This is a genomic window from Azospirillum sp. VT-I1, assembly GCF_055698305.1.
The window spans coordinates 117,038-138,753 of record NZ_CP168802.1; the positions used below are offsets into that span (position 1 = coordinate 117,038).

Sequence of the window (21,716 nt, forward strand, 5' to 3'; positions counted from 1 at the left end):
CCGGCCGGACCGCCGGCCGGGTTTCACCGATGGGGGAAGAGATGAACGTCGCCCATACCGGACTGGCCAGCGCCGGAATGGTCACCAGCCCGCATCCCCTGGCCTCCGAGGCCGGGGCCGCCGTCCTGGCGAGGGGCGGCACCGCCATCGAGGCGGCGGTCGCCATCGCCGCCTGCCTGTCCGTCGTCATGCCGCATTTCTGCGGAATCGGCGGCGACGCCGTCTGGCTGGTGGCCGATCGGCAGGGACGGCAGCGCTGTTTCCTCGGCATCGGGCAGGCGGCGGGCGCTCTTCCCGCCTATGATGCGCCGATCCCCCTGCGCGGCCCCGCCTCGGCCGTCACCTCGGCCTGCGCGGTGGACAGCTGGGGCCATGCGCTTGCCTACAGCGCCGGCCATTGGGACGGCACCCAGCCCTTCGCCGACCTGCTCGCCCCCGCCATCGCCCTGGCCCGGGACGGCTATGTCCCCAGCCGGTCGCAGCATTTCTGGTTCGATTTCCGGCGCGACGAGATCCCGCACTGGGGCCGCTTCGCGGATCATTTCGGCGCCGCCCCCGGCGAGCCGTTCTTGCAGCCCGGCCTCGCCCGCAGCCTCTCCCTGCTGGCCGAGGACGGCTACCGCTCCTTCTATGACGGGCGGCTCGGGCGGAAGCTGGCGGAAGGCTTGGCCGCCGCGGGCTCCCCCTCGGTGCCGCCGATCTGGCGGCGACCCGGACGCGGGAGGAGACGCCCGCCAGCCTGGACTATCGCGGGGTGACCCTGCTGGCCCCGCCCGCGCCGACGCAGGGCCTGTCCACGCTGGCGATCATGGGCATTCTCAGCCACTTCGATCTGGCCGCCCTCTCCCCCTCAAGCCCGCTCCGCTACCATCTGCTGGTCGAGGCGGTGAAGCAGGCATTCCTGGACCGGCCGCTCATCGCCGATCCCGACCGGTCGGAGCCGCCGCCCTGGGACTTTCTCGACCCGCAGCGTCTGGCGGGCAAGGCTGCCGCCATCGATCCCGCGCGCGCCCTGGCCTGGCCCCATCCCTACCGCCATGGCGACACCGTCTACTTCGCCGCCACCGACGAGCAGGGCCGCTGCGCCAGCGTTCTGCAAAGCACCTATTTCGACTGGGGCAGCGGCGTGCTGGTCGGCGATACCGGCATCCTCTGGCAGAACCGCGGGGCGGCCTTCTCCACCGTTCCCGGCGACCGCAACCGGATCGAGCCGGGCAAGCGGCCCTTCTATACCCTGAACCCCGGCATCGCCCTCAAGGATGGGGAGCCGCATCTTCTCTACGGCACCCAGGGTGCGGACGGCCAGCCGCAGACCCTGTCCGTGCTGCTCACCGGCCTGATCGATCACGGCATGACGCCGGAGGAGGCGCTTGCCCAGCCCCGCTTCCTGCTGGGAAGGACGTTCTCCGACAGCCGCGACAGCCTCAAGATCGAGGCGTCGCTGGGCGAGGCGGCGATAGCACAGCTTGCCGCCCTTGGGCACGAGGTGGCACCCCTTCCGGCCCTGTCGCCGATCTTCGGGCAGGCCGGGGCCATCCGCCTCGCCGATGCGGACACCGGCCTCGGCGCCCACGATCCGCGCGGCGAAGGCAATGCGATTCGATGCCAGCCGTCCCCATTTGCCGGATAGCATTCAGAATGGCGAGCCGGGGCGGCAACGCGGATGCCTCGGCAGCCCTATTGAATGGCCTCACCCCGGGATCGAACGGGCGACGATCGCGAGAGCCCGCTCCAGGTCGGCTTTGGCGATGGTCAGCGGCGGGGACAGGGTCAGCACCGTTCCCTGGGAGATCTTCAGGCTGACACCGGCCACAAGTGCGGCGTAGAAGGCCGCCTCCGCCCGGTCGGCGCCGCTCAGTCCCTCATGATCGGCCAGTTCCACCCCGATCAGCAGCCCGGCGCCCCGGATATCGGCGATGCCGGGCAGCGTGACGGTCAGTTCGCGCAGTCGATCGAGCGCGTGGGTGCCAAGGGCCGCGGCGCGGTCGGCCAGCCCCTCGTCCCGGATGATGTCCAGCGTGGTCAGGCCGGCACGGGCGAGGAGCGGGTTCTTCTCGTGGGTGTAATGGCCGAGCGCGCGGTCGGCGGCCACGTCCAGCCCGGCGCGGGCGATCACCGCGGCCAGCGGCAGCATGGCGCCGCCCAGCGCCTTGCCCAGCACCAGGATGTCCGGCCGCGCCCCGAAGGGCTCATGGCTGAACAGGCTGCCGGTCTTGCCGAGGCCGGTCGGGATTTCGTCGAAGATCAGCAGGGCGCCGGCATCGTCGCAGGCCCGCCGCACCTCCGCCCAGAAGCCCGGCGGCGGCACATAGGGCACGGCGCGCACCGGCTCCGCCACCACGGCGGCGACGTCCCCCTCCTTCTCCAGCACATAGCGCAGCATCCGCGCGCAGGTCATCCGGCAGGCGTCGAGGTCGGGACCGCCGCCCGGCGCCGGGTCGAAGCCGTAGGGACAGCGGGCGCAGGCAAACGGCGCCACATGCTCGGTCCCCGGCAGCAGCGGCCCGATCCCGTGCGACCGGAACAGCGCCTCGCCGCCAACGCCGGACGCGCCGAAGCCGGCGCCGTGGAAGGCGTCCCAGAAGGAGACCGTCTTGAAGCGGCCGGTGGCGACGCGGGCCAGCTTCAGCGCGATCTCGATCCCCTCCGACCCGCCGGGCGCGAACAGCACGCGGCTGCCCGGACCGGTCGGGGCGATTGCGGTGAGGCGCTCCGCCAGGTCGGCCGCCGGTTCGCAGGCGAAGCGGCGCGGGGCGAAGGTCAGCTCGTCCATCTGCGCCTTCAGCGCCGCCACCAGCCGGGGATGGGCGTAGCCGATGTGATGGACGCTGTTGCCGTGGAAGTCCATGTAGCGGCGGCCGTCCATGTCCTCGATCCAGATGCCCTCGGCCTTGCGGATTGCCGACAGGCAGGGGGTGGACAGGGACTGCCTGAGGAAGGCGGCGGCATCGCGCTCCACCAGCGCGCGGGAGCGGGGGCCGAGCGCGCCGGCCATCCAGCGCGCGCGCCGGGGCCCGAGATTGACGTCGCCTTCAGAACGGTCGGGCTGCATCGGGTTTTCCTTACTGTCAGCCGGCCCATCAGCCGGCGGTCTTGCCGGAACGTGCGGCGGCGCAGGCGTCGCGCAGCGCCGGGGAAAAGGGATCGACCGTGCCGAGCCGGCCGGGTGCGAAAGGAGCTAGGTCCACCGGTCCCGGCCGGCCGAGGACCGCTGCCGCCACGGCTTGGCCGATGCCTCCCGACGCGGCGATGCCGGCACCGCAGCAGCCGGTCGCCATGAACAGCCCCTCCACCTCCGGAACCGGCCCCAGCACGAAGCGCCCGTCGGCGGTGTAGGTGGACAGGCCGGAGACGTAATGGGCGATGCCGGCCTGGAGCAGCGGCGGGCAGAGCCGCACCAGCGCCTGCCAGCCTTCCTCCAGCGTCTCCAGGCCGCCGTCGGAATCGCCAAGGTCGAGCCCGGCCGTGTCGATGGGAAGCCGTGCCGGGTCGAGCGCCAGCGACCGGCTGCCGCGCAGCCCGAACAGCAGCGCCCCCAGTTCCGGCCGGGCATAGGCGCCGGTATCGGGCATGACCAGCACGGGCAGGTCGCGGGGAAACAGGTCGGGACGCGGCTCGGTGATCCAATACTGGCTGCGCACCGGCGCCTGCGGCAGTCCGGCCCCGGCGGACCATGCCAGTCTGGCCGCCCAGGCTCCGGCGGCATTCACCACGATAGGGGCGGCGATGAAGCCCTGGTCGGTCTGCAGCCCGGCGACGCGGCCACGCTCCACACGGATCGCCTGCACCGACGGGCCGGTGCTGATCCGGACACCGGAAAGCCGGGCCGAGCGGCGGTAGGCGTCGGCCAGCCGCACTGGATCGATGAAGCCGTCAAGCGGCATGAAGGCGGCGCGCTCGACGGCTTCCGCCGACAGGCAGGGGGCGAGGCGGGCGGCGCCGTCGCCGTCCAGCCAGTCCACCGGATCGGTGCTGGCGGCAACCAGGGTACGCAGGGCATCGACACGCGCGGCGCTGGCGGCGACATGCAGGGTGCCGACCCGTCGCAGGCCGAGATCCTCCCCCAACTCCTCTTCCAGGCTGGTGATGGCGATGTAGGTGTCCCGCACCAGCGCAGCCGTTGCCGCATCGCCGCGGACGCGGGTCAGCAGGGCGGCGGCCCGTGCCGTGGCCTGGGTCGAGGGCGGATGGCGGTCGATCACCAGAACCGAGCGGGTGCCGCCGGTCCCCAGCGCCTGCCCGAGCGCCCAGGCGACCGCCAGCCCCAGGATGCCGGCGCCGACCACCACGATGTCGGCGCTGTCGATAGGGGCATGATTTGCGGTCACGGCTTCTCGCCGCGGGCAAGCCTCGCCTCGATGGCGTCGAGCAGCGGCAGCGCCTCGGCCAGCGAGCGGACCACGTAATGGGCGCCGGCCCGTGCCAGACGGTCGGATGCCGCGGCATGCAGAGCGTCGCGCCGGTCCGGCGCCAGAGCCTGCCAGTCAGCAAGCGGCAGGCCGACCTCGTTGCCGGTGTCGGCCACCGCGATGGTCCACATGCCGGCGTTCAGCCCCTCTTCGACATCGACGACGGTGTCGCCGATCTTCACGCAGGCCTCCACCGGCGAGATGGACAGTTCGACGACGCAGCGCAGCGCCATCGCCGGACCGGGCCGCCCGGCCGGGGTCTCTCCGGCGCAGACGGTGATGTCGGGTTCATAGCCCTGCGCGGCCGCCACCCGCTGCACCACATCCATCACCGGGCGGGGATAGCCGGTGGTCGAGCCGATCTTCAGCCCGCGCGCGCGCATGGCGGCGACCGTCTCGGCGGCACCGGGGATCAGGACGGAATGCTGTGCCACCACCTCCACCTGAAGCGGCAGGAAGGTCTCGTAGAGGCGGTCGACGTCGGCGTCGGCCGGGGCGGCGCCATGGATGGCGGTCCAGGCTTCCGCCACCGGCGCCATGCGGGTGATCGCCTGGATGTGGTGCCATTTGGCCATCCCCATGGGGGCGCGGGCCTGCTCCAGCGTGATGGCGACGCCGGAGCGGCGGAAGGCCTCCATGAAGGCGCCGGCCGGGGCGAGGCAACCATGGTCCAGCGTGGTCCCGGCCCAGTCGAGGATGACGGCCTGGAGCGGCCCGGTGTAGCGGCGCGAATAGACGAAGCTCATCGGATCGGGCTTTCGAACGGGTGACATGGTCAAGGCGCGCCGGAGGCGACGCCCATCTCGGACAGGGTGCTGCGGATGGCGGCGACGGCGGCAGTCATCTCCTCCGCTCCCAGCCGGCCGATGCAGCCGATGCGGAAGCTGTCGGCCACCGTCAGCTTGCCGGGATAGATGACGAAGCCGCGCTCGCGCAGCCGGTCGTAGAAGTCGGCGAAGACGAAGGCCGGGTCGGCCGGCATGCGGAAGGTGACGATGATCGGGGCCTGCAGATGGTCGGGCAGCAGCGTCTCGAACCCCAGCGCCCGCATGCCGCCGATCAGGATGGCGGCATTGGCGCGATAGCGCCCCCCGCGCCCCTCGATGCCGCCTTCCGCCTCATGCTCGTCCAGCGCCTGGGCGAAGGCGGCGATCACATGGGTGGGCGGGGTGAAGCGCCACTGCGCGTTCGCCTCGAAGCCGCGCCACTGGTCGTGCAGGTCGAGCGACAGGGAGTGGGCGTTGCCCTTGGCGGCCTCCAGCGCATCGCGGCGGGCGATGACGAAGCCCATGCCCGGCACCCCCTCCAGGCATTTGTTGGAGGACGCGGCGACCGCGAGGGCGCCCAGCGCCGCCATGTCGAGCGCCAGCGCACCGAAGGCGCTCATGGCGTCGATCAGCAGGGCACGGCCGCGCGACCGCGTGACCTCGGCCACCGCCTCAATCGGATTGAGGATGCCGGAGGTGGTTTCGCACTGGACCACGGCGACATGGGTGATCGCCGGATCGGCGTCCAGCGCTTCGGCAAGGGCGGCGGGCGACACCGGCAGGTCCTCCGCCGTCTCAAGCGCGGTGACGGACCGGCCGGCGACCTCGGCGATGCGGACCATGCGGGTGCCGTAGGCGCCGTTGACCAGCACCAGCAGCCGGCCGGCGCGCGGCACCAGCGTGCCGATCATCGCTTCCACCGCAAAGGTGCCGGAGCCCTGGACGGGCACTGCGACATGGCTGTCGGCGCTGCCGCCGGCCAGACGCACCAACCGGTCGCGGATGCCGGCGTTGAGGCCGATGAAGCGGCCGTCCCGCGAACCCCAGTCGCGCAGCATCGCCTGCTTGACGGTGGCGGAGGTGGTCAGCGGGCCCGGAGTCAAAAGATAGGGCACAGGGTCGGACATCAAGGAGAATCCCGAAGGAAAGAGACCGTGACGGACGGAATGGCCCCATGACGCCGGTTCGCGTATCATAAAGCCAATCCATTCGACCTATGGGTCCATAGATGAAATCAATGAACTTCGCCCAGCTCCGCGCCTTCCACGCGGTGGCGACGGAGGGGGATTCACCAAGGCCGCCCGCCTGCTGAACGTGACGCAGCCGACCTGTTCGCAGGAGGTGAAGGCGCTGGAGGAGACCTACGGCGTCACCCTGTTCGACCGCGGCAACCGTCAGGTGGTGCTGACCGAGACCGGCACGGCGCTGTTCGCCGTCACCCGCCGCCTGTTCGCGGCGGAACAGGAAGCCATGGAACTGCTGGCAGGTGTGCGGCACCTGGATGGCGGCACGTTGGCCGTGGGGGCGGACGGGCCGTTCCATGCGGTGCCGCTGATCGCCCGATTCACCCGCGCCCATCCCGGGCCGACGGTGACGCTGGCGGTCGGCAATTCGCGGACCATGCTGGAAGGGCTGATGGAGACGCGCATCGACGTGGCGGTGCTGGCCGACGTGCCGGGGGATTCGCGGCTCTATGTGCTGCCGTTGCGGCGCGATCCGGTGCGGGTGCTGCTGCCGAAGACGCATCCACTGGCGCGGCGCCGGGCGGTGGCGCTGGTCGATCTGGCGGCGGAACGGCTGGTGCTGCGCGAACCGGGATCGATGACCCGCCGGCTGGTCGAAGGCGCGCTGGCGGCGGCGGAGGTCACGCCGGCCGCCGTGATCGAGATTCAAAGCCGCGAGGCGGTGGTGGAGGCGGTGGCGGCCGGGCTGGGCATCGGCTTCACGTCCGCCGCCGAATTCACCGGCGACGGGCGGCTGGTCCTGCTGCCCATCGCCGGGGCCGAGATCGAGATGGACGAATATGTGGTCTGCCTGCGCGAACGCCGCCGGCTGGCAGTGGTGCGGGCCTTCCTGGATCTGGCGCGGGAAGGGGCGGCGGAGGCCGGGGGCCCCCTGTCCGCGCTCAACTCCTCCGGCCTCAGCGCCGCCGCCACGCCTGCGTCCGCCGCTGCAGCGCCCAGGACAGCAGGGCATGCAGCGCCCGCACCACGGCGGAGGTGAGGACGATCATCATCGCCATGGCGGCGGCCCCCGCCACCTCGCCGGCGTCGTCCATGTTCAGCACGGCGACCGACGCCGGCTTGGTCTCCGGCGCATAGAGGAAGACCACCGCCGACACCGTGGTCATGGCGTTGACGAAGAAATAGATGGCGATGTCGAGGATGGCCGGCAGGCAGAGCGGCACCGTCACCCGCAGGAAGGTGGACCAGACCGGCACCTTCAGGCTGGCCGACACCGCTTCGAATTCGGCGTCCAGCTGCTTCAGGGCGGTGACGGCGGTCAGGTGGCTGACGGTGTAGAAATGCGCCACCGTCGCCAGCACCAGGATCGCCATGCCGTGATAGAGCCAGCCCAGCGGGTTCCACGGTGCGTTGAAGAAGAAGATGTAGGCAAGGCCCAGAACCATGCCCGGCACCGCCAGCGGCAGGATCGCCATCAGCCGCACCGCCCCCTTCATCATGGCGCGCCCCGGCGCCCGTTCCACCAGCCAGGCGCCGGTGAAGACGATGGCGGTGCCGGCCAGCGCGGTCCAGAAGGCGAGCGTCAGGCTGTTGGCGTAGCTGCCCCAGCCCGCCGCGTCGAGCTGGGCGAAGTCGTAGTTCGCCAGCGTCGGCGTCAGGTTGTAGGGCCAGAAGGTGACGATGGAGGCGAAGCCCGCCACCCCCAGCAGCCCCAGCAGCAGTCCGCCGACCAGCGCACAGAACAGGAAGGCCAGCCGGTCGCCGACCGGGTTCACCCGCGGCTGGAACGGCACCGAGCGGGCGGACAGCAGCGCCATCTGCCGGCGCTGGCCGAACCAGTCGGCGACGAAGGCCAGCACCGCCGGCACCAGCAGGACGATGCCGACCACCGCCCCCATGCCGAAATTCTGCAGGCCCACCACCTGCTTGTAGACGTCGGTCGCCAGCATGTTGGTGGAGCCGCCGATCACCTTGGGCACGCCGAAATCGGTGACGATCAGCGTGAACACCACGAAGACCGCGGAGATCAGGCCATAGCGCACGCCGGGCAGGGTGATGGTGACGAAGCGCTTCCAGGCGCCGGCCCCCAGCGCCTCCGCCGCCTCGTACAGCCGTGCGTCGGAGGTCGACAGCGCCACGGTCAGGATCATCACCGCATGGGGGAAGGCATAGAAGACCTCGCCCATCACGATGCCGATGGGGCCATAGATGCTCTCCCCCATCAGCAGGCCGCGCAGGATGCCCTTGTTGCCGAACAGATAGACCAGCGCGATGGCCGGCAGCAGCGACGGCGCCAGCAGCGGGATCTGCGCCAGCAGCCGGAACAGCCCCTTGCCCGCCATGTGGGTGCGGGTCAGGCAGAAAGCGTAGAGAAAGGCCAGCGCCACCGTGATGACCGTGGCCAGCAGCGACAGCGTCAGGCTGTTGACCACCGACTGCAACAGCGTCGGCGCCTCCAGGAAGGCGGCGAAGTTGGCGAGCCCGACGAAGGCGCCGTCGCGGTCGTAGACGCTGCGCAGGAACAGCGCGCACAGCGGCAGCAGCACGAACAGCGCCAGGAACAGCGCGATCCCGCCCATCCCCAGCCCGAACAGCAGGCGCTCGCCCGGCTCCACCGGCCGGCCGGATTGGCGGGCGGCGAAGAAGGAGGGCTTCGACACATTTGCCTGCAGCACGCTCATCGCACGGCCTCGAACACGCGCAGCCGCTCGCGCGGCAGGGTCACCGCCAGCCGGCGGCCGGACTCCAGCGACAGGTCGCGCACCAGATTGGCCGACAGGTCGGCGGTGACGCGGGCGTCGCCCAGCCCGTCGGCGGCCAGCCGGGCGCGGTGGAAGGGGCCGAGGAACTCCAGGCTTTCGATCACCGCGTCGAGCGTGTTGGCGCCGCCGGCCGCGCGCACCTGCACGTCCTCCGGCCGCAGGCAGACGGTGACCGCCGTGCCCGGCCCCGACGCGGCCAGATGGTCGCCGTCGCAGTCCAGTCCATGATTGCCCAGCCGCACCCGCCCCGGCGCTTCCAGCACGCCCGGCAGGAAGTTCATCGCCCCGACGAAGTCGGCGACGAAGGGGCTGGCCGGCCGGCGATAGACCTCGTCGGGGGTGCCGACCTGTTCGATGACACCGTCGTTCATCACCACGATGCGGTCGGCCATGGTCAGCGCCTCCTCCTGGTCGTGGGTGACCATGATGGTGGTGATGCCCAGCCGGCGGTGCAGTTCGCGGATCTGGCGGCGCAGATGCAGCCGCACCCGGGCATCCAGCGCCGACAGCGGCTCGTCCAGCAGAAGCAGGCCGGGGGACGGCGCCAGCGCGCGGGCCAGCGCCACCCGCTGCTGCTGTCCGCCGGAAAGCTGGGCCGGGTATTTCGGGCCGGCGTCGGGCAAGCCGACCAGCCCCAGCAGCTCATCCACCCGCGCCCGTTCGGCGGCCCGGCCCAGCTTCAGGCCATAGGCGACGTTCCTGTGCACGGTCAGATTCGGGAACAGCGCGTAGGATTGGAAGACGATGCCGTAATCGCGGGCCGAGGGCGGCAGGCGCGATACGTCGCGGTCCGCCAGCCACACCGTCCCGCCGCTCTGCGGGTCGAGCCCGGCGATCACCCGCAACAGCGTGGTCTTGCCGCAGCCGGACGGCCCCAGGAAGCAGACGAACTCGCCGCGCCGGATGTCGAGCGACACGCCCTTCAGCGCGGTGAAGGTCCCAAAGGTCTTGACGATGGACTCCAGGCGGAGATGGGGCGCGGCGGTTGTCTGGACAGTCATCGGCGGTACATCCTGGGGCGGAATCCTGGAGCGGTGTGTCCCGGCGGAAGGCGAAAAGGACGGGCGGGTGCGTCGGGGCACCCGCCCCTGGGGTCGGCTTGCCGCCGGCCTCAGCTCTTCGGTTCGGACTTGGCGCCGTAGCGCTTTTCCCAATCCGCCAGGATGCGGTCGCGGTTGGCGGCGGCCCAGGCGAAGTCGTTGGTCTTGTTCATCGCCGCTTCCGCGTTCTTCGGATAGTTCGGCGTCTCCTTGGTCACGCCCGGATGCGCCGTGACCTGATAGAAGTTCACATACTGCTCGTTCGCCTTGCGGCTGGCCGCCCAGTCGGCGAGCGCCTTCGCGGCCTCGGCATGGCGGGTGCCCTTGACGATGGCCGTCGCCTCCATCTCCCAGCCCACGCCTTCGGAGGCCAGGATCACGTCGATGGGCGCGCCCTTGGTCTTCTGCTGGGCGCCGGTGTATTCGATGGAGATGCCGATCGGGTATTCGCCGGCCGCCGCCATCTTGCAGGGCTTGGAGCCCGAATGGGTATAGAGGGCGATGTTGTCGTTCAGCCTGTCCATGTAGCCCCAGGCCTTGTCGCCGCCCATGGTCTGCAGCCAGCCCGACACGGCGAGGAAGCCGGTGCCCGAGGAGGCCGGGTTCGGCATGACGATCTGGCCCTTGTATTCCGGCTTCAGCAGGTCGGCCCAGGAGGTCGGCTTCGGCAGCTTCTTCTTCTCCGCCTCCACCGTGTTGAAGCAGATGGCCGCCATCCAGGCATCCATGCCGACCCAGGCCGGCGGGGACTTGGCGTCGCGGAAGCTGGGCTTGAGAGCCTCGGCACCCTTCGGCTGGTAGGGCATCAGCATGCCCTGCGCGTCCAGGATCATCAGGCTGGAGGCGGCAAGGCCCCACACCACGTCGGCCTTGGGATTGTCCTTCTCCGCCAGCAGCTTGGCGGTGACGACGCCGGTGGAATCGCGCACCCAGTCGATCTCGATGCCGGGATTGTCGGCTTCGAACGCCTTCTTGTAGGGGGTGAGCTGTTCGTTCTCCAGCGCGGTGTAGACGGTCAGGCGGGTGGCTGCCGCGGCTTCCGTGGCGGCCCCCGTGACGGACGCGACGGCGGCCAGAAGCGCAAGCGCACAAGTCCCGAGCAGAGTGGTGCGGCGGATCATCAGGAAGCTCCCGTGGTCGAATGGGCGGGTCTGGAGGCGTGCCGGAGCGGCATCGTCCGCCGCCCCGGCACAGGAGCCTCTCTACGCCCAAGCGCCCGTTCACTCCCGTTAAGCTTTGGTGACTCCGGACAGGGAACCGCCGACCTGCCGGCGATCGCGTTCACAGGGCGAACAGCATCGCCCCCGGCGTATGATCCAGAAGACCGGACAGCCGCCACTCGAAGCCCATTCGATGCCAGGACCGCGCCGGACGCTCCACGACCAGAAGGTCGCCTCCGGCACCAGCGATGGCGGCGGTCAGCACAGCGGCGCTCCACCGCAGCGTCGAAATCCGGACAGGGCATCGGCAGTTCAGCCGGTCCAGCCAGCGGGGCTCCTGGTCCGAGCCGACCCCGTCGCGCAGGATCAGGTGAACCGACTCGATGGTCGGGAAAAGCCGCCGTGCGATGCCGAAGGACTTCAGATCGCGTGGCGGTCCGTCCGCCAGGATGGTGACGCTTCGCCCCAATCGGGACGGTGTCTCACGCGGTGCCACCAGGACGGCGCCGAACCGCTTCGCGTCGGCGTTCCAATAGGCCGGATTGCCGGCAAGGGACCGGCCGACCGGCGGGCGGGCGACCATCAGCAAATCGAAATTCCCCGCCGGCGGATCGCGGCTCAGTTCCAGCGCCCCGTCGCCGGGGAGCAATGCCGCCAGGCGGCGCGCCTGGGCAGCGGCGGCACGCAGCAGCATGTCGTCGTCATGCTCCCGCCGCAGGACATGCAAATCCATGAAGCCGCGCGCGCATGGCCCGCCACCCGGCCCGGTGTGCGGAAGGCCGACCGTGACGGCGGTTCCCTGGATCATCGACAGCAGCCAGCCGCAGGCCAGCAACGGCTCCAAGTCGCCGCCCAATGCAGCAAAGATCCTGGTGCCGCCATGCACAGCATCAGCCTCCGACCGGGAATGCAGGCCCTGATACAGCGCCCCAACCCTCCGGGCCGTCAGCACTCCGGCAGGTTGACCGCAAGACCTCCAAGGCTGGTCTCCTTGAACTTCGTGCTCATCTCCTCGCCGGTCTGCCGCATCGCCTGGATGCAGTTGTCCAGCGGCATGAAATGCTGACCGTCGCCGCGCAGCGCCAGTGAGGCTGCGGCCACCGCCTTGGTGGCGCCGATGGCGTTGCGTTCGATGCAGGGCACCTGGACCAGGCCGGCGACCGGATCGCAGGTCATGCCGAGATGATGCTCCAGCGCGATTTCCGCCGCATTCTCCACCTGCTCCGGCGTTCCGCCCAGCACGGCGCACAGTCCGGCCGCGGCCATGGCGGCGGCGGACCCGACCTCGCCCTGGCAGCCGGCCTCCGCCCCGGAGATCGAGGCGTTGTGCTTGATGAGGCCGCCGATCGCCGCGGCGGTCAGCAGGAAATCGCCGACCTTCGCCGGCTCCGCCCCGGCACAATGGTCCAGGTAATAGCGGATCACCGCCGGCACGACGCCGGCCGCCCCGTTGGTCGGCGCGGTCACCACCTTGCCGCCGGCCGCATTCTCCTCGTTGACCGCCATCGCATAGACGCTGAGCCAGTCGGAGGCGACATGCGGCTGGCTGGAATTCGCCCCGCGTTCGCGCAGAAGCTGCTGGTGGATGGCCTTGGCCCGCCGCTTCACCTTCAGGCTGCCGGGAAGCTGGCCGTCCAGGCTGAGGCCACGCTCGATGCAGCCGTTCATCGCCGCCCAGACGGCGCCGAGCTTCTCCTCCACCTCGGCGGGGGAGCGGACGACGACCTCGTTGGCCCGCTTCATCTCGGCGATGGACACACCGCTTTCCCGCGCCATCCGCAGCATCGCCGCCGCATTGTGGAACGGATAGGGCCAGCCGGTGGAGTCGTTCTCGGACGCCGCCGGCGGGGACTCCCGTTCCGCCGCCGTGACGACGAAGCCGCCGCCAATGGAATAGAAGATTTCCGACAGCACCACCCTGCCCGCCCTGTCCAACGCCTGGAACACCAGCCCGTTGGCATGGCCCGGCAGCGGTGGCCCGAAGTCGAAGACCAGATCGGTTTCGGGATCGAAATCCATCTCCGGCAGGCCGGCGGGATGCAGCCTCCGCGTCCGCCAAAGCTCGGCGATCCGCTCTTCGGCTTCATCGACGTCGAGATTGTCCGGCCGGTAATCGAGAAGCCCGAGGAGCACCGCACGGTCCGTCGCATGGCCCTTGCCGGTGAAGGCGAGCGAGCCGTGCAGCCGCACCCTGATCGCCGCGGGCACGATGTCCGCCTGCGCCCGCAGCATGTCGAGGAACCGCACCGCCGCGGTCATCGGCCCCATCGTGTGCGACGACGACGGGCCGATGCCGATCTTGAACACATCGAAAACGCTGAGAAACATCGGGCGCCTCGTCAGAATTCGTGAGTTGCGGAAGCCTTGCCGAGAGACGCTTCAAATTTGCTCCCCTCTCCCCCCGGGGAGAGGGTCGGGGTGAGGGGGATGCACTGCAGAGATTTTGTGGGGATCGGGCGGTTCGCGATGCTTGAAAACACTCGCAATGCCTCCCCCTCACCCTAACCCTCTCCCCGGGGGGAGAGGGGATCTTCTCCTGCATCGGGAGAGCCGTCCATCCGGTAGCGCCTTCGCGGGGATGACGGCCGACGGTCTTCGCAAAAACACAGCCTCGTCAGGTCACCCATAGATCGGGAAGCGCTCGCACAGTTCGCGGACTTCGCCATGCACCCGCTTCTCGACTTCGGGATTGCCGTCCGGGCCGGCGGCGGCAAGGGCGTCGACGACGGTCAGGATCAGTTCGCCGATGCGCGTGAACTCCGCCTCGCCGAAGCCGCGGGTGGTGCCCGCCGCGGTGCCGAGCCGGATGCCGGAGGTCACCGCCGGCTTTTCCGGGTCGAACGGGATCGAGTTCTTGTTGCAGGTCAGGCCGGCCCGCTCCAGCGCGCGTTCGGCATCGCGGCCCTTGACACCCTTCGGCCGCAGATCGACCAGCACCATGTGGCAGTCGGTGCCGCCGGAGACGATGTCCAGCCCGCCCTTCACCAGCGTGTCGGACAGCACCTTGGCATTCGTCACCACCTGCGCGGCATAGGCCTTGAACTCCGGGGTCAGCGCCTCGCCGAATGCGACCGCCTTGGCGGCGATGACATGCATCAGCGGCCCGCCCTGGTTGCCCGGGAACACCGCCGAATTGAACTTCTTCGCCAGCGCCTCGTCGTTGGTCAGGATCATGCCGCCGCGAGGGCCCCGCAGGGTCTTGTGCGTGGTGGTGGTCACCACATGGGCGTGCGGCAGCGGGTCCGGATACTGGCCGGTGGCGACAAGCCCGGCGTAATGGGCCATGTCCACCATCAGATAGGCGCCGACCTCGTCGGCGATGCGGCGGAACTCGGCGAAGTCGATCACCCGCGGATAGGCGGACGCACCGGCGACGATCAGCTTCGGCTTGGTTTCCAGTGCCTTGGCACGCAGGGCGTCATAGTCGATCAGCTGGTCGCTCTCGCGCACCTCATAGCTGACGATGTCGAACCACTTGCCCGACATCGTCACCGGCGAACCGTGGGTCAGGTGGCCGCCATGGGCCAGCGACATGCCCATCACCCGGTCGCCCGGCTGCAGCAGGGCGAGGAAGACGGCCTGGTTGGCCTGGGCGCCCGAATGCGGCTGGACATTGACGAAGCCGGCGCCGAACAGCTGCTTGGCGCGCTCGATGGCGATGGTCTCGACCTCGTCCACGAACTCGCAGCCGCCGTAATAGCGACGGCCCGGATAGCCTTCGGCGTATTTGTTGGTGAGGATCGAGCCCTGGGCGGCCAGCACGTCCGCCGAGACGATGTTTTCCGAGGCGATCAGCTCGATCTCGTACTTCTGGCGGTTCAGTTCGCGCCCGATGGCCGCGGCAATCGCAGTATCGGCGAGATCGGGCTTCGGCAGAGACTGGTGACGGTTCATGTGCAGTTCTCTTTCGATCAGATGCCGAGCGCGATTTCGCGGCTGACGGCGTGCAGGATTCCCCAAACATGGTCGGCGAAGGAACGCCAGACCTCGATCCGGAAGCGGTTGGCGTCCTCGCGGATCAGGACGATCTGCGCCTTGTCGAAGATGGTGCGGCAGCCGGTGCCGACCGCCATCGCGTCCACATCGAAGGCGATTGCCGAGCGCAGGGCGAGCGCCGCGGCCTCCCCCTCCACCAGGATGCCGACCTCGCGATGGCCGACATCGACCAGGCTGTGCGGTTCCTCAAGGGCGGCGAAGGCGTCGGCGATGCCGTCGGTCTCGGCGACCGGCGCCGTCAGCATCCACTCGTCGGGACCGAGCTGGAGTGCTGCCCGGCCGCCGGCCTCCACCATTCCGCCGATGCGGGTGGGGAGCGGCGTGCCGAAGGCGGCCCCGGCCGCCTGGACGGCGGCGGGGTCGATGCGCAGGCTGAAGCGGGCGGTGTCCTCGGCGGCACGGATGCTCAGCCGGCTTGCGGTGTCGCCGGGGATGGTCTTGCCCAGCAACGGGTGATTGGCCAGAAGCATGGGGAGACCTCCTATGCGCTGAGACGCGTGTTCTCGGGATCGACGAACACCATGCCGGTGATGGTGGCGGCATGGACCTTGTCAGGCATCGGGACATGCACGGTCTTGCCCTGCAGGGACCGGCCGCCCTGGATCACCGCCAGGGCGATGGACCGCCCCAGCTCGGCACTCCAGTAGGACGAGGTCACATGGCCGACCATCTCCATCGGGACCGGCTGCTTGGGGTCGAGGACGATCTGCGCCCCTTCCTCCAGCACGGTCTTCGGATCGCTGGTCAGCAGACCGACCAGCTGCTTGCGGTTGGTCGCCAACATGTCCGGGCGGGACAGGGAGCGCTTGCCGACGAAGTCCGGCTTGGTCTTGCCGACGGCCCAGGACAGGCCGGCGTCGTCCGGCGTCAACGTGCCGTCCGTATCCTGCCCGACGATGATGTAGCCCTTCTCGGCGCGCAGGACGTGCATCGTCTCGGTGCCGTAGGGGGTGATGCCGAAACGCTGCCCGGCCTCGAACAGCTTTTCCCACACCGCGCGGCCGTAGCGGGCCGGGACGTTGATCTCGAAGCCGAGTTCGCCGGTGAAGGAGACGCGGAACAGCCGGGTCGGCACGCCGAAGATCTTGCCGGTCGCCACCGCCATGTGCGGGAAGGCGCCCTCCGACAGGTCGATGCCCTCGACGAACGGCACGATCAGCTTGCGGGCGTTCGGCCCCTGCAGCGCGATCACCGACCATTGCTCGGTGGTCGAGGTCAGCCAGACCTTCAGGTCCGGCCATTCGGTCTGGAGGTAATCCTCCATCATGTTCAGCACGCGCGCCGCACCGCCGGTGGTGGTCGTGACGTGGAAGCGGTCATGGGCCAGACGCCCGATCACGCCGTCGTCGCGGATGAAGCCGTCCTCGCCCAGCAGCAGGCCGTAGCGGCAGCGGCCGGGTGCCAGCTTGGTCCAGGCGTTGGTGTACATGCGGTTCATGAACTCGGCGGCGTCGGGACCGACGATCTCGATCTTGCCGAGGGTGGAGGCGTCGAACATGCCCACCGACGTGCGCACCGCCTTGCATTCGCGCGCCACCGCCGTGTGCATGTCCTCGCCGACCTGCGGGAAGTACCAGGCGCGCCGCCACAGCGACACCGGTTCGAACACCGCGCCGTTTTCCTCGGCCCAGCCGTCGATCGGCGTCTTGCGCGTCACGTCGAACAGTTCGCCCTTGTTGTAGCCGGCGAAGGTGCCGAAGGTGGTCGGGGTGTAGGGCGGGCGGAAGGTGGTCAGGCCCACCGCCGGGATCGGCCGCTTCAGCGCATCGGACGCGACCGCCAGACCGTTGATGTTGGACGTCTTGCCCTGGTCCGTCGCCATGCCGTTGGTGGTGTAGCGCTTGATGTGCTCGATCGACTTGAAGCCTTCGCGCACGGCCAGCCGGATGTCCTTGGCCATCACGTCGTTCTGGAAATCGACGAATGCCTTGGCATGGCCGGGATCGCGGTCGGTTGGCAGCTCCCGCCCGGTCACCCCGGTGAAGGACAGCTCGCCCTCGACATGGTAAGTGGCCGGTTCGGTGTTGAACCCGGCATCGGCCGCCGCCGCGGCACCGGCGGCGGCACCGTCCTCGAACGCCGCCTTCAGCCCGAAGCGGCCCTTGCCGGCGCCGGCCAGACGGCATTCTTCCTTGCCGCGGCCGGGCAGGAACATCTGGCCGTCCTCGTTCCAGGTCAGCGACCCCTGGGTGTGCGAGAACAGATGGATGCTGGGGGTCCAGCCGCCCGACATCAGCAGGGCGTCGCAGGCGATGGTCTCGGCGCCACCGACCTTACCGCCGTTCGTCACCGGATTGACCCGCACGGAGGAGACGCGCAGCCGGCCCTTGGTGCCGGTGACGGTCCAGCCGATCCGCGTCTTGATGCGCAGCGCATCGGCGGAGCCCACCAGCTGGGTCGGCACGGTGCCGCGGACGTCGACGATGGCCGCGACCTCCACCCCCGCCTTGGCCAGATCGAAGGCGGCATGCCAGGCGCTGTCATGGCTGGTGACGACCACGACCCGGTTGCCGACCTTGACGCCATAGCGGTTCAGGTAGGTCCGCGCAGCGCCGGCCAGCATCACGCCCGGCCGGTCGTTGCCGGCGAACACCAGCGGCTTCTCGATGGCGCCCTGGGCCAGAACCACCTGCTTGGCCCGCACCTTCCACATCCGCTCGCGCGGGGCGCCTTCCGGCACGATGTGCAGATGGTCGGTCAGCCGCTGGCACAGGCCGACGAAATTCTGGTGGTAATATCCGATGGCCGTCGTGCGCGGCAGCACCGTGACGTTCGGCATTCCCGCCAGCGCGGCGTTGGCATCCTCCAGCCAGTCCCAGGCCAGCTGCCCGTTGATCTCGGCAGTCGGTTCCGACAGCAGCGAGCCGCCGATTTCCGACTGCTCATCGCACAGGATGACGGAGGCGCCGCCGCGGCCGGCTTCCAGCGCCGCAGCGAGGCCGGCGGCACCGCCGCCGACGACCAGCACGTCGCAATGGGCGAAGCGGCTGGCGTAGGTGTCGGGATCGGGGGCGGTCGGCGCCTTGCCCAGACCGGCGGCGTTGCGGATGACCGGCTCATAGACCTTGTCCCAGAAGCTCTTCGGCCACATGAAGGTCTTGTAGTAGAAGCCGGCCGAGAACAGCATGTACAGCGCGTCGTTGACCGCGCCGATGTCGCGGGTCAGCGACGGCCAGCGGTTCTGGCTCTCGGTCTTCAGCCCTTCGAAGACCTCCAGCACCGTCGCCCGGGTGTTGGGCTCGAACCGCCCGTTGCCGCGGTCGGTCCCGACCAGCGCGTTCGGCTCCTCCGATCCGGCGGACAGGATGCCGCGCGGCCGATGGTACTTGAAGGACCGTCCGACGAGATGGACGCCGTTCGCCAGAAGCGCGGACGCCAGGGTGTCGCCCTCGTAGCCGGTGTAGTCGACGCCGTCGAAGGTGAAGCGGACCTGACGGCTGCGGTTGACCCTGCCCTTGCCGGCAATGCGGAAATTGCTCATGGACGTGCTTCCCCGGCGCTGGTGGCGCTGACCGCGAGCGCGATCTCCTCGTCGCTCGGACGCGGAGCCCCAGCCTTGTAGGTCATGGCGAATTTGTCGGTCACGGTGTCGCGCACCGCGTTGAAGAAGCGGCCGCAGCCATGCATGTGGCGCCAGCGTTCGAAATGCCGGCCGCGCGGGTTGGTGCGGATGAACAGGAAGTCGCGCCATTCGTCGTCGGACAGGGCGGAGGGGTCGGCCGGTCGCGCGATGTGCGCCTCGCCGGCATAGGTGAACTCCACCTCCGGGCGCTCGGCTTCGCAATAGGGGCAGCGGATGAGCAGCATGGTCGTCTCCTCAATGCGCGACGGCGGCGGCGGCGGCCTCGTCGATCAGCCGGCCGGTCTTGAAGCGCTCCAGCGTGAAGGGCGCGTTGATCGGGTGCGGCTCGTCGCGGGCGATGGTGTGGGCGAAGACGTTGGCCGACCCCGGCGTCGCCTTGAAGCCGCCGGTGCCCCAGCCGCAATTGACGTACAGACCCGGCACCGGCGTCTTGCCGATGATCGGCGAGCGGTCGGGCGTGACGTCGACGATGCCGCCCCATTTGCGCAGCATGCGCATGCGGTTGAAGATCGGGAACACCTCGCAGATGGCGGCGACCGTGTGCTCGATCAGCGGCAGACCGCCGCGCTGGCTGTAGGAGGTGTACTGGTCGGTGCCCGACCCGATGACCAGTTCGCCCTTGTCGGATTGGCTGATGTAGGCATGCACCGTGTTGGACATCACCACGCAGGGGAAGGCCGGCTTGATCGGCTCCGACACCAGCGCCTGCAGCGGATAGCTTTCCAGCGGCAGCCGGACGCCGGCGGTGTCCATCACCACCGAGGTGTTGCCGGCGGCCGAAACCGCGACCTTCTTCGCCTTGATGAAGCCGCGCGCCGTCTCCACCCCGGTGACGCGGCCGGAGGCGTCGCGGCGGATGGCGGTCACCGGGCAGTTCTGGATGATGTCGACCCCGCGCGCTGAGGCGGCCCGCGCATAGCCCCAGGCCACCGCATCATGGCGGGCGGTGCCGCCGCGCCGCTGCAGTGCCGCCCCCATGACCGGATAGCGGGCGTTGGCGGCGATGTTCAGCGGCGGGCAGTATTCCTTGGCCTGCTCCGGCGTCAGCCACTCGTTGTCGATGCCGTTCAGGCGGTTGGAATGGATGTGGCGCTTGAAGCTCTGGATGTCATGCACCGTGTGCGCCAGCATCATCACGCCGCGCTGCGAGAACATGACGTTGTAGTTCAGCTCCTGGCTCAGCCCTTCCCACAGCTTCACCGCATGCTCGTACAGGCGGGCGCTTTCGTCGTACAGGTAGTTGGAGCGGATGATGGTGGTGTTGCGGCCGGTGTTGCCGCCGCCGAGCCACCCCTTCTCCACCACCGCGACGTTGGTGATGCCGTGTTCTTTGGCGAGATAATAGGCAGCACCCAGACCATGCCCGCCCGCGCCGACGATCACGACGTCATATTCGGATTTCGGTTCCGCATCGGGCCATTGAGGCTGCCAGTTCTTGTTGCCGGTCAGCGCATTGGTCAACAGCGAGGAAAATGAGAAGCGGGTCATGGCAGCACCGCGAAGTTCAATGTGCTGACAGTATCGGGAAGCGACCCAACGTTGGACAGAACGGATGCGTCAGTTTAATGTCACCTGTGCGACGGTTCGACCGCCGGAGGTCACATGTCCAATAGCATCGCGGCAGGCAGCGTCAGGTCCAACGCCACCAGGGGCGGCCGGTTCCCGGACCGCCCGGCGGCGCCGCGCCTGTCCGTCGGTTTCATCCTCGCCCACCGCTTCACGCTGTGCGCCTTCGCGAATTTCGTCGACGTGCTGCGGCTCGCCGCCGACGAGGGCGACCGCAGCCGGCCGATCCTGTGCGAGTGGGCCGTTCTTTCGGACCAGATGCGGCCGGTGGCGTCCAGCTGCGGCATGCTGGTGCAGCCGACCGAACGGCTGGGCGATCCGGCCAAGTTCGACTATATCGTCGTGATCGGCGGGCTGATCGACGAGATCTCCAACCTCAGCCCCGACTATATCCGCTATCTGCGGCAGGCGGCGGCGGCAAAGATCCCGCTGGTGGGTGTGTGCACCGGCGCCTTCATCCTGCAGCGCGCCGGGTTGATGGACGGATACCGCTGCTGCATCAGCTGGTTCCATCACGCCGATTTCCTGGAGCAGTTCGACGGCATCACGCCGGTGTCCGACCAGATCTTCATCGTCGACCGCGACCGGCTGACCTGCTCGGGCGGGACCAGCTCGGCCCATCTCGCAGCCCATCTCGTCGAAAAGCATGTCGGCCGCGCCCAGGCGCGCAAGAGCCTGCACATCATGATCATCGACGACGCGCTGCGCGGGGAGAAGCCGCAGCCGGGCATTCCGCTCGACTTCTCCACCAACGACGAGGTGGTGCGGAAGGCGCTGCTGCTGATGCAGCAGAACATCGACGTGCCCTTGTCGGTGGCGGAGATGGCGCGCCGCCTGGGTGCCCCCCGGCGCCAGATGGAGCGGCATTTCCAGAACGCGCTGGGCATGACGCCGACCGAGGCTTACCGGATCATGCGGCTGGAGCATGCCGAGTTCCTGCTGCGCAACACCGAACAGTCGGTGACGGAGATCGCCGCCGCCGTCGGCTTCTGCGATTCCTCGCATTTCGTCCGCGCCTTCAAGGAACGCCGCGGCATGACGCCGTCCGTCTTCCGCAAGGGCTGAGACTCCGCCACGGCTGTTCCATTCCACGCCGTTGACGCACCCGTACAATCGGCGGGTGGATCCTTTCGCCATGCTGTGTCCATCCAAACAGTCGGGAGCGCGGAGCATCCACCGCGGCCCCGACCCGCATCGCGGCGAACCGCCTTCCGCGGCTTGCCGGACAGACCCGGACAGACAAGGACGG

At 69.4% G+C, this 21,716-nt stretch carries 16 protein-coding genes and 1 pseudogene; 3 read left to right on the forward strand and 14 right to left on the reverse strand.

Annotated features, from left to right (window positions below; genetic code table 11):
* Positions 1 to 77 precede the first annotated feature (77 nt).
* Positions 78 to 1,630, forward strand: a pseudogene (locus AB8P05_RS14675) (gamma-glutamyltransferase family protein).
* A gap of 60 nt (positions 1,631 to 1,690) precedes the next feature.
* Here the strand turns inward: AB8P05_RS14675 and AB8P05_RS14680 are convergent.
* Genes AB8P05_RS14680 through AB8P05_RS14695 form a run of 4 tightly spaced genes read right to left on the reverse strand, consistent with a single transcriptional unit; the run spans position 1,691 to position 6,303 of the window.
* Positions 1,691 to 3,052 (reverse strand): aspartate aminotransferase family protein, encoded by a 1,362-nt coding sequence (locus tag AB8P05_RS14680; RefSeq protein ID WP_472759841.1) that lies wholly within the window; start codon positions 3,050 to 3,052, stop codon positions 1,691 to 1,693.
* A gap of 28 nt (positions 3,053 to 3,080) precedes the next feature.
* A complete protein-coding gene (locus AB8P05_RS14685; protein ID WP_472759842.1) occupies positions 3,081 to 4,328 on the reverse strand; it encodes an NAD(P)/FAD-dependent oxidoreductase in 1,248 nt (415 codons plus the stop codon).
* On the reverse strand, positions 4,325 to 5,155 hold the full coding sequence (gene phnX, locus AB8P05_RS14690; RefSeq protein ID WP_472760138.1) for a phosphonoacetaldehyde hydrolase: 831 nt from the start codon (positions 5,153 to 5,155) through the stop codon (positions 4,325 to 4,327). The genes AB8P05_RS14685 and phnX overlap by 4 nt, the downstream gene beginning before the upstream one ends.
* Positions 5,156 to 5,184: 29 nt before the next feature.
* Entirely contained in the window at positions 5,185 to 6,303 is a 1,119-nt protein-coding gene (locus tag AB8P05_RS14695) for a 2-aminoethylphosphonate--pyruvate transaminase (RefSeq protein ID WP_472759843.1), read from the reverse strand.
* 187 nt (positions 6,304 to 6,490) lie between these two features.
* Here AB8P05_RS14695 and AB8P05_RS14700 point away from each other — a divergent pair, with 187 nt between their 5' ends.
* Positions 6,491 to 7,399, forward strand: coding sequence for a LysR substrate-binding domain-containing protein (locus AB8P05_RS14700; protein WP_472759844.1), 909 nt, complete (start codon positions 6,491 to 6,493; stop codon positions 7,397 to 7,399).
* Here AB8P05_RS14700 and AB8P05_RS14705 read toward each other — a convergent pair.
* From AB8P05_RS14705 to AB8P05_RS14750, 10 genes are all read right to left on the reverse strand, one after another.
* Entirely contained in the window at positions 7,317 to 9,041 is a 1,725-nt protein-coding gene (locus tag AB8P05_RS14705) for a putative 2-aminoethylphosphonate ABC transporter permease subunit (protein WP_472759845.1), read from the reverse strand. The genes AB8P05_RS14700 and AB8P05_RS14705 overlap by 83 nt on opposite strands.
* Entirely contained in the window at positions 9,038 to 10,123 is a 1,086-nt protein-coding gene (locus AB8P05_RS14710) for a putative 2-aminoethylphosphonate ABC transporter ATP-binding protein (RefSeq protein WP_472759846.1), read from the reverse strand. The genes AB8P05_RS14705 and AB8P05_RS14710 overlap by 4 nt, the downstream gene beginning before the upstream one ends.
* A 110-nt stretch (positions 10,124 to 10,233) precedes the next feature.
* Positions 10,234 to 11,283 carry a putative 2-aminoethylphosphonate ABC transporter substrate-binding protein gene (locus AB8P05_RS14715; RefSeq protein WP_472759847.1) on the reverse strand — a complete coding sequence of 350 codons (1,050 nt, stop codon included), beginning with the start codon at positions 11,281 to 11,283 and terminating at the stop codon, positions 10,234 to 10,236.
* Between the two features lie 160 nt (positions 11,284 to 11,443).
* Positions 11,444 to 12,178: a hypothetical protein gene (locus AB8P05_RS14720; RefSeq protein WP_472759848.1), complete on the reverse strand. Its 735-nt coding sequence runs from the start codon at positions 12,176 to 12,178 to the stop codon at positions 11,444 to 11,446.
* An 89-nt stretch (positions 12,179 to 12,267) separates the two neighbouring features.
* On the reverse strand, positions 12,268 to 13,650 hold the full coding sequence (locus AB8P05_RS14725; RefSeq protein WP_472759849.1) for an L-serine ammonia-lyase: 1,383 nt from the start codon (positions 13,648 to 13,650) through the stop codon (positions 12,268 to 12,270).
* Between the two features lie 291 nt (positions 13,651 to 13,941).
* Complete coding sequence (gene glyA, locus AB8P05_RS14730; protein WP_472759850.1) at positions 13,942 to 15,216, reverse strand: serine hydroxymethyltransferase; 1,275 nt, start codon at positions 15,214 to 15,216, stop codon at positions 13,942 to 13,944.
* 17 nt (positions 15,217 to 15,233) lie between these two features.
* Positions 15,234 to 15,788, reverse strand: a complete 555-nt coding sequence (locus tag AB8P05_RS14735; RefSeq protein ID WP_472759851.1) for a sarcosine oxidase subunit gamma — start codon at positions 15,786 to 15,788, stop codon at positions 15,234 to 15,236.
* An 11-nt stretch (positions 15,789 to 15,799) separates the two neighbouring features.
* Positions 15,800 to 18,799: a sarcosine oxidase subunit alpha gene (locus AB8P05_RS14740; protein ID WP_472759852.1), complete on the reverse strand. Its 3,000-nt coding sequence runs from the start codon at positions 18,797 to 18,799 to the stop codon at positions 15,800 to 15,802.
* Complete coding sequence (locus tag AB8P05_RS14745) at positions 18,796 to 19,125, reverse strand: sarcosine oxidase subunit delta (protein WP_455173153.1); 330 nt, start codon at positions 19,123 to 19,125, stop codon at positions 18,796 to 18,798. Before AB8P05_RS14745 ends, AB8P05_RS14740 begins: the two co-directional genes overlap by 4 nt.
* A gap of 10 nt (positions 19,126 to 19,135) precedes the next feature.
* On the reverse strand, positions 19,136 to 20,389 hold the full coding sequence (locus AB8P05_RS14750) for a sarcosine oxidase subunit beta family protein (RefSeq protein WP_109085702.1): 1,254 nt from the start codon (positions 20,387 to 20,389) through the stop codon (positions 19,136 to 19,138).
* Positions 20,390 to 20,503: 114 nt separating this feature from the next.
* Between AB8P05_RS14750 and AB8P05_RS14755 the strand changes: the two genes are divergently transcribed.
* Positions 20,504 to 21,532, forward strand: coding sequence for a GlxA family transcriptional regulator (locus tag AB8P05_RS14755; protein WP_472759853.1), 1,029 nt, complete (start codon positions 20,504 to 20,506; stop codon positions 21,530 to 21,532).
* Positions 21,533 to 21,716 lie beyond the last annotated feature (184 nt).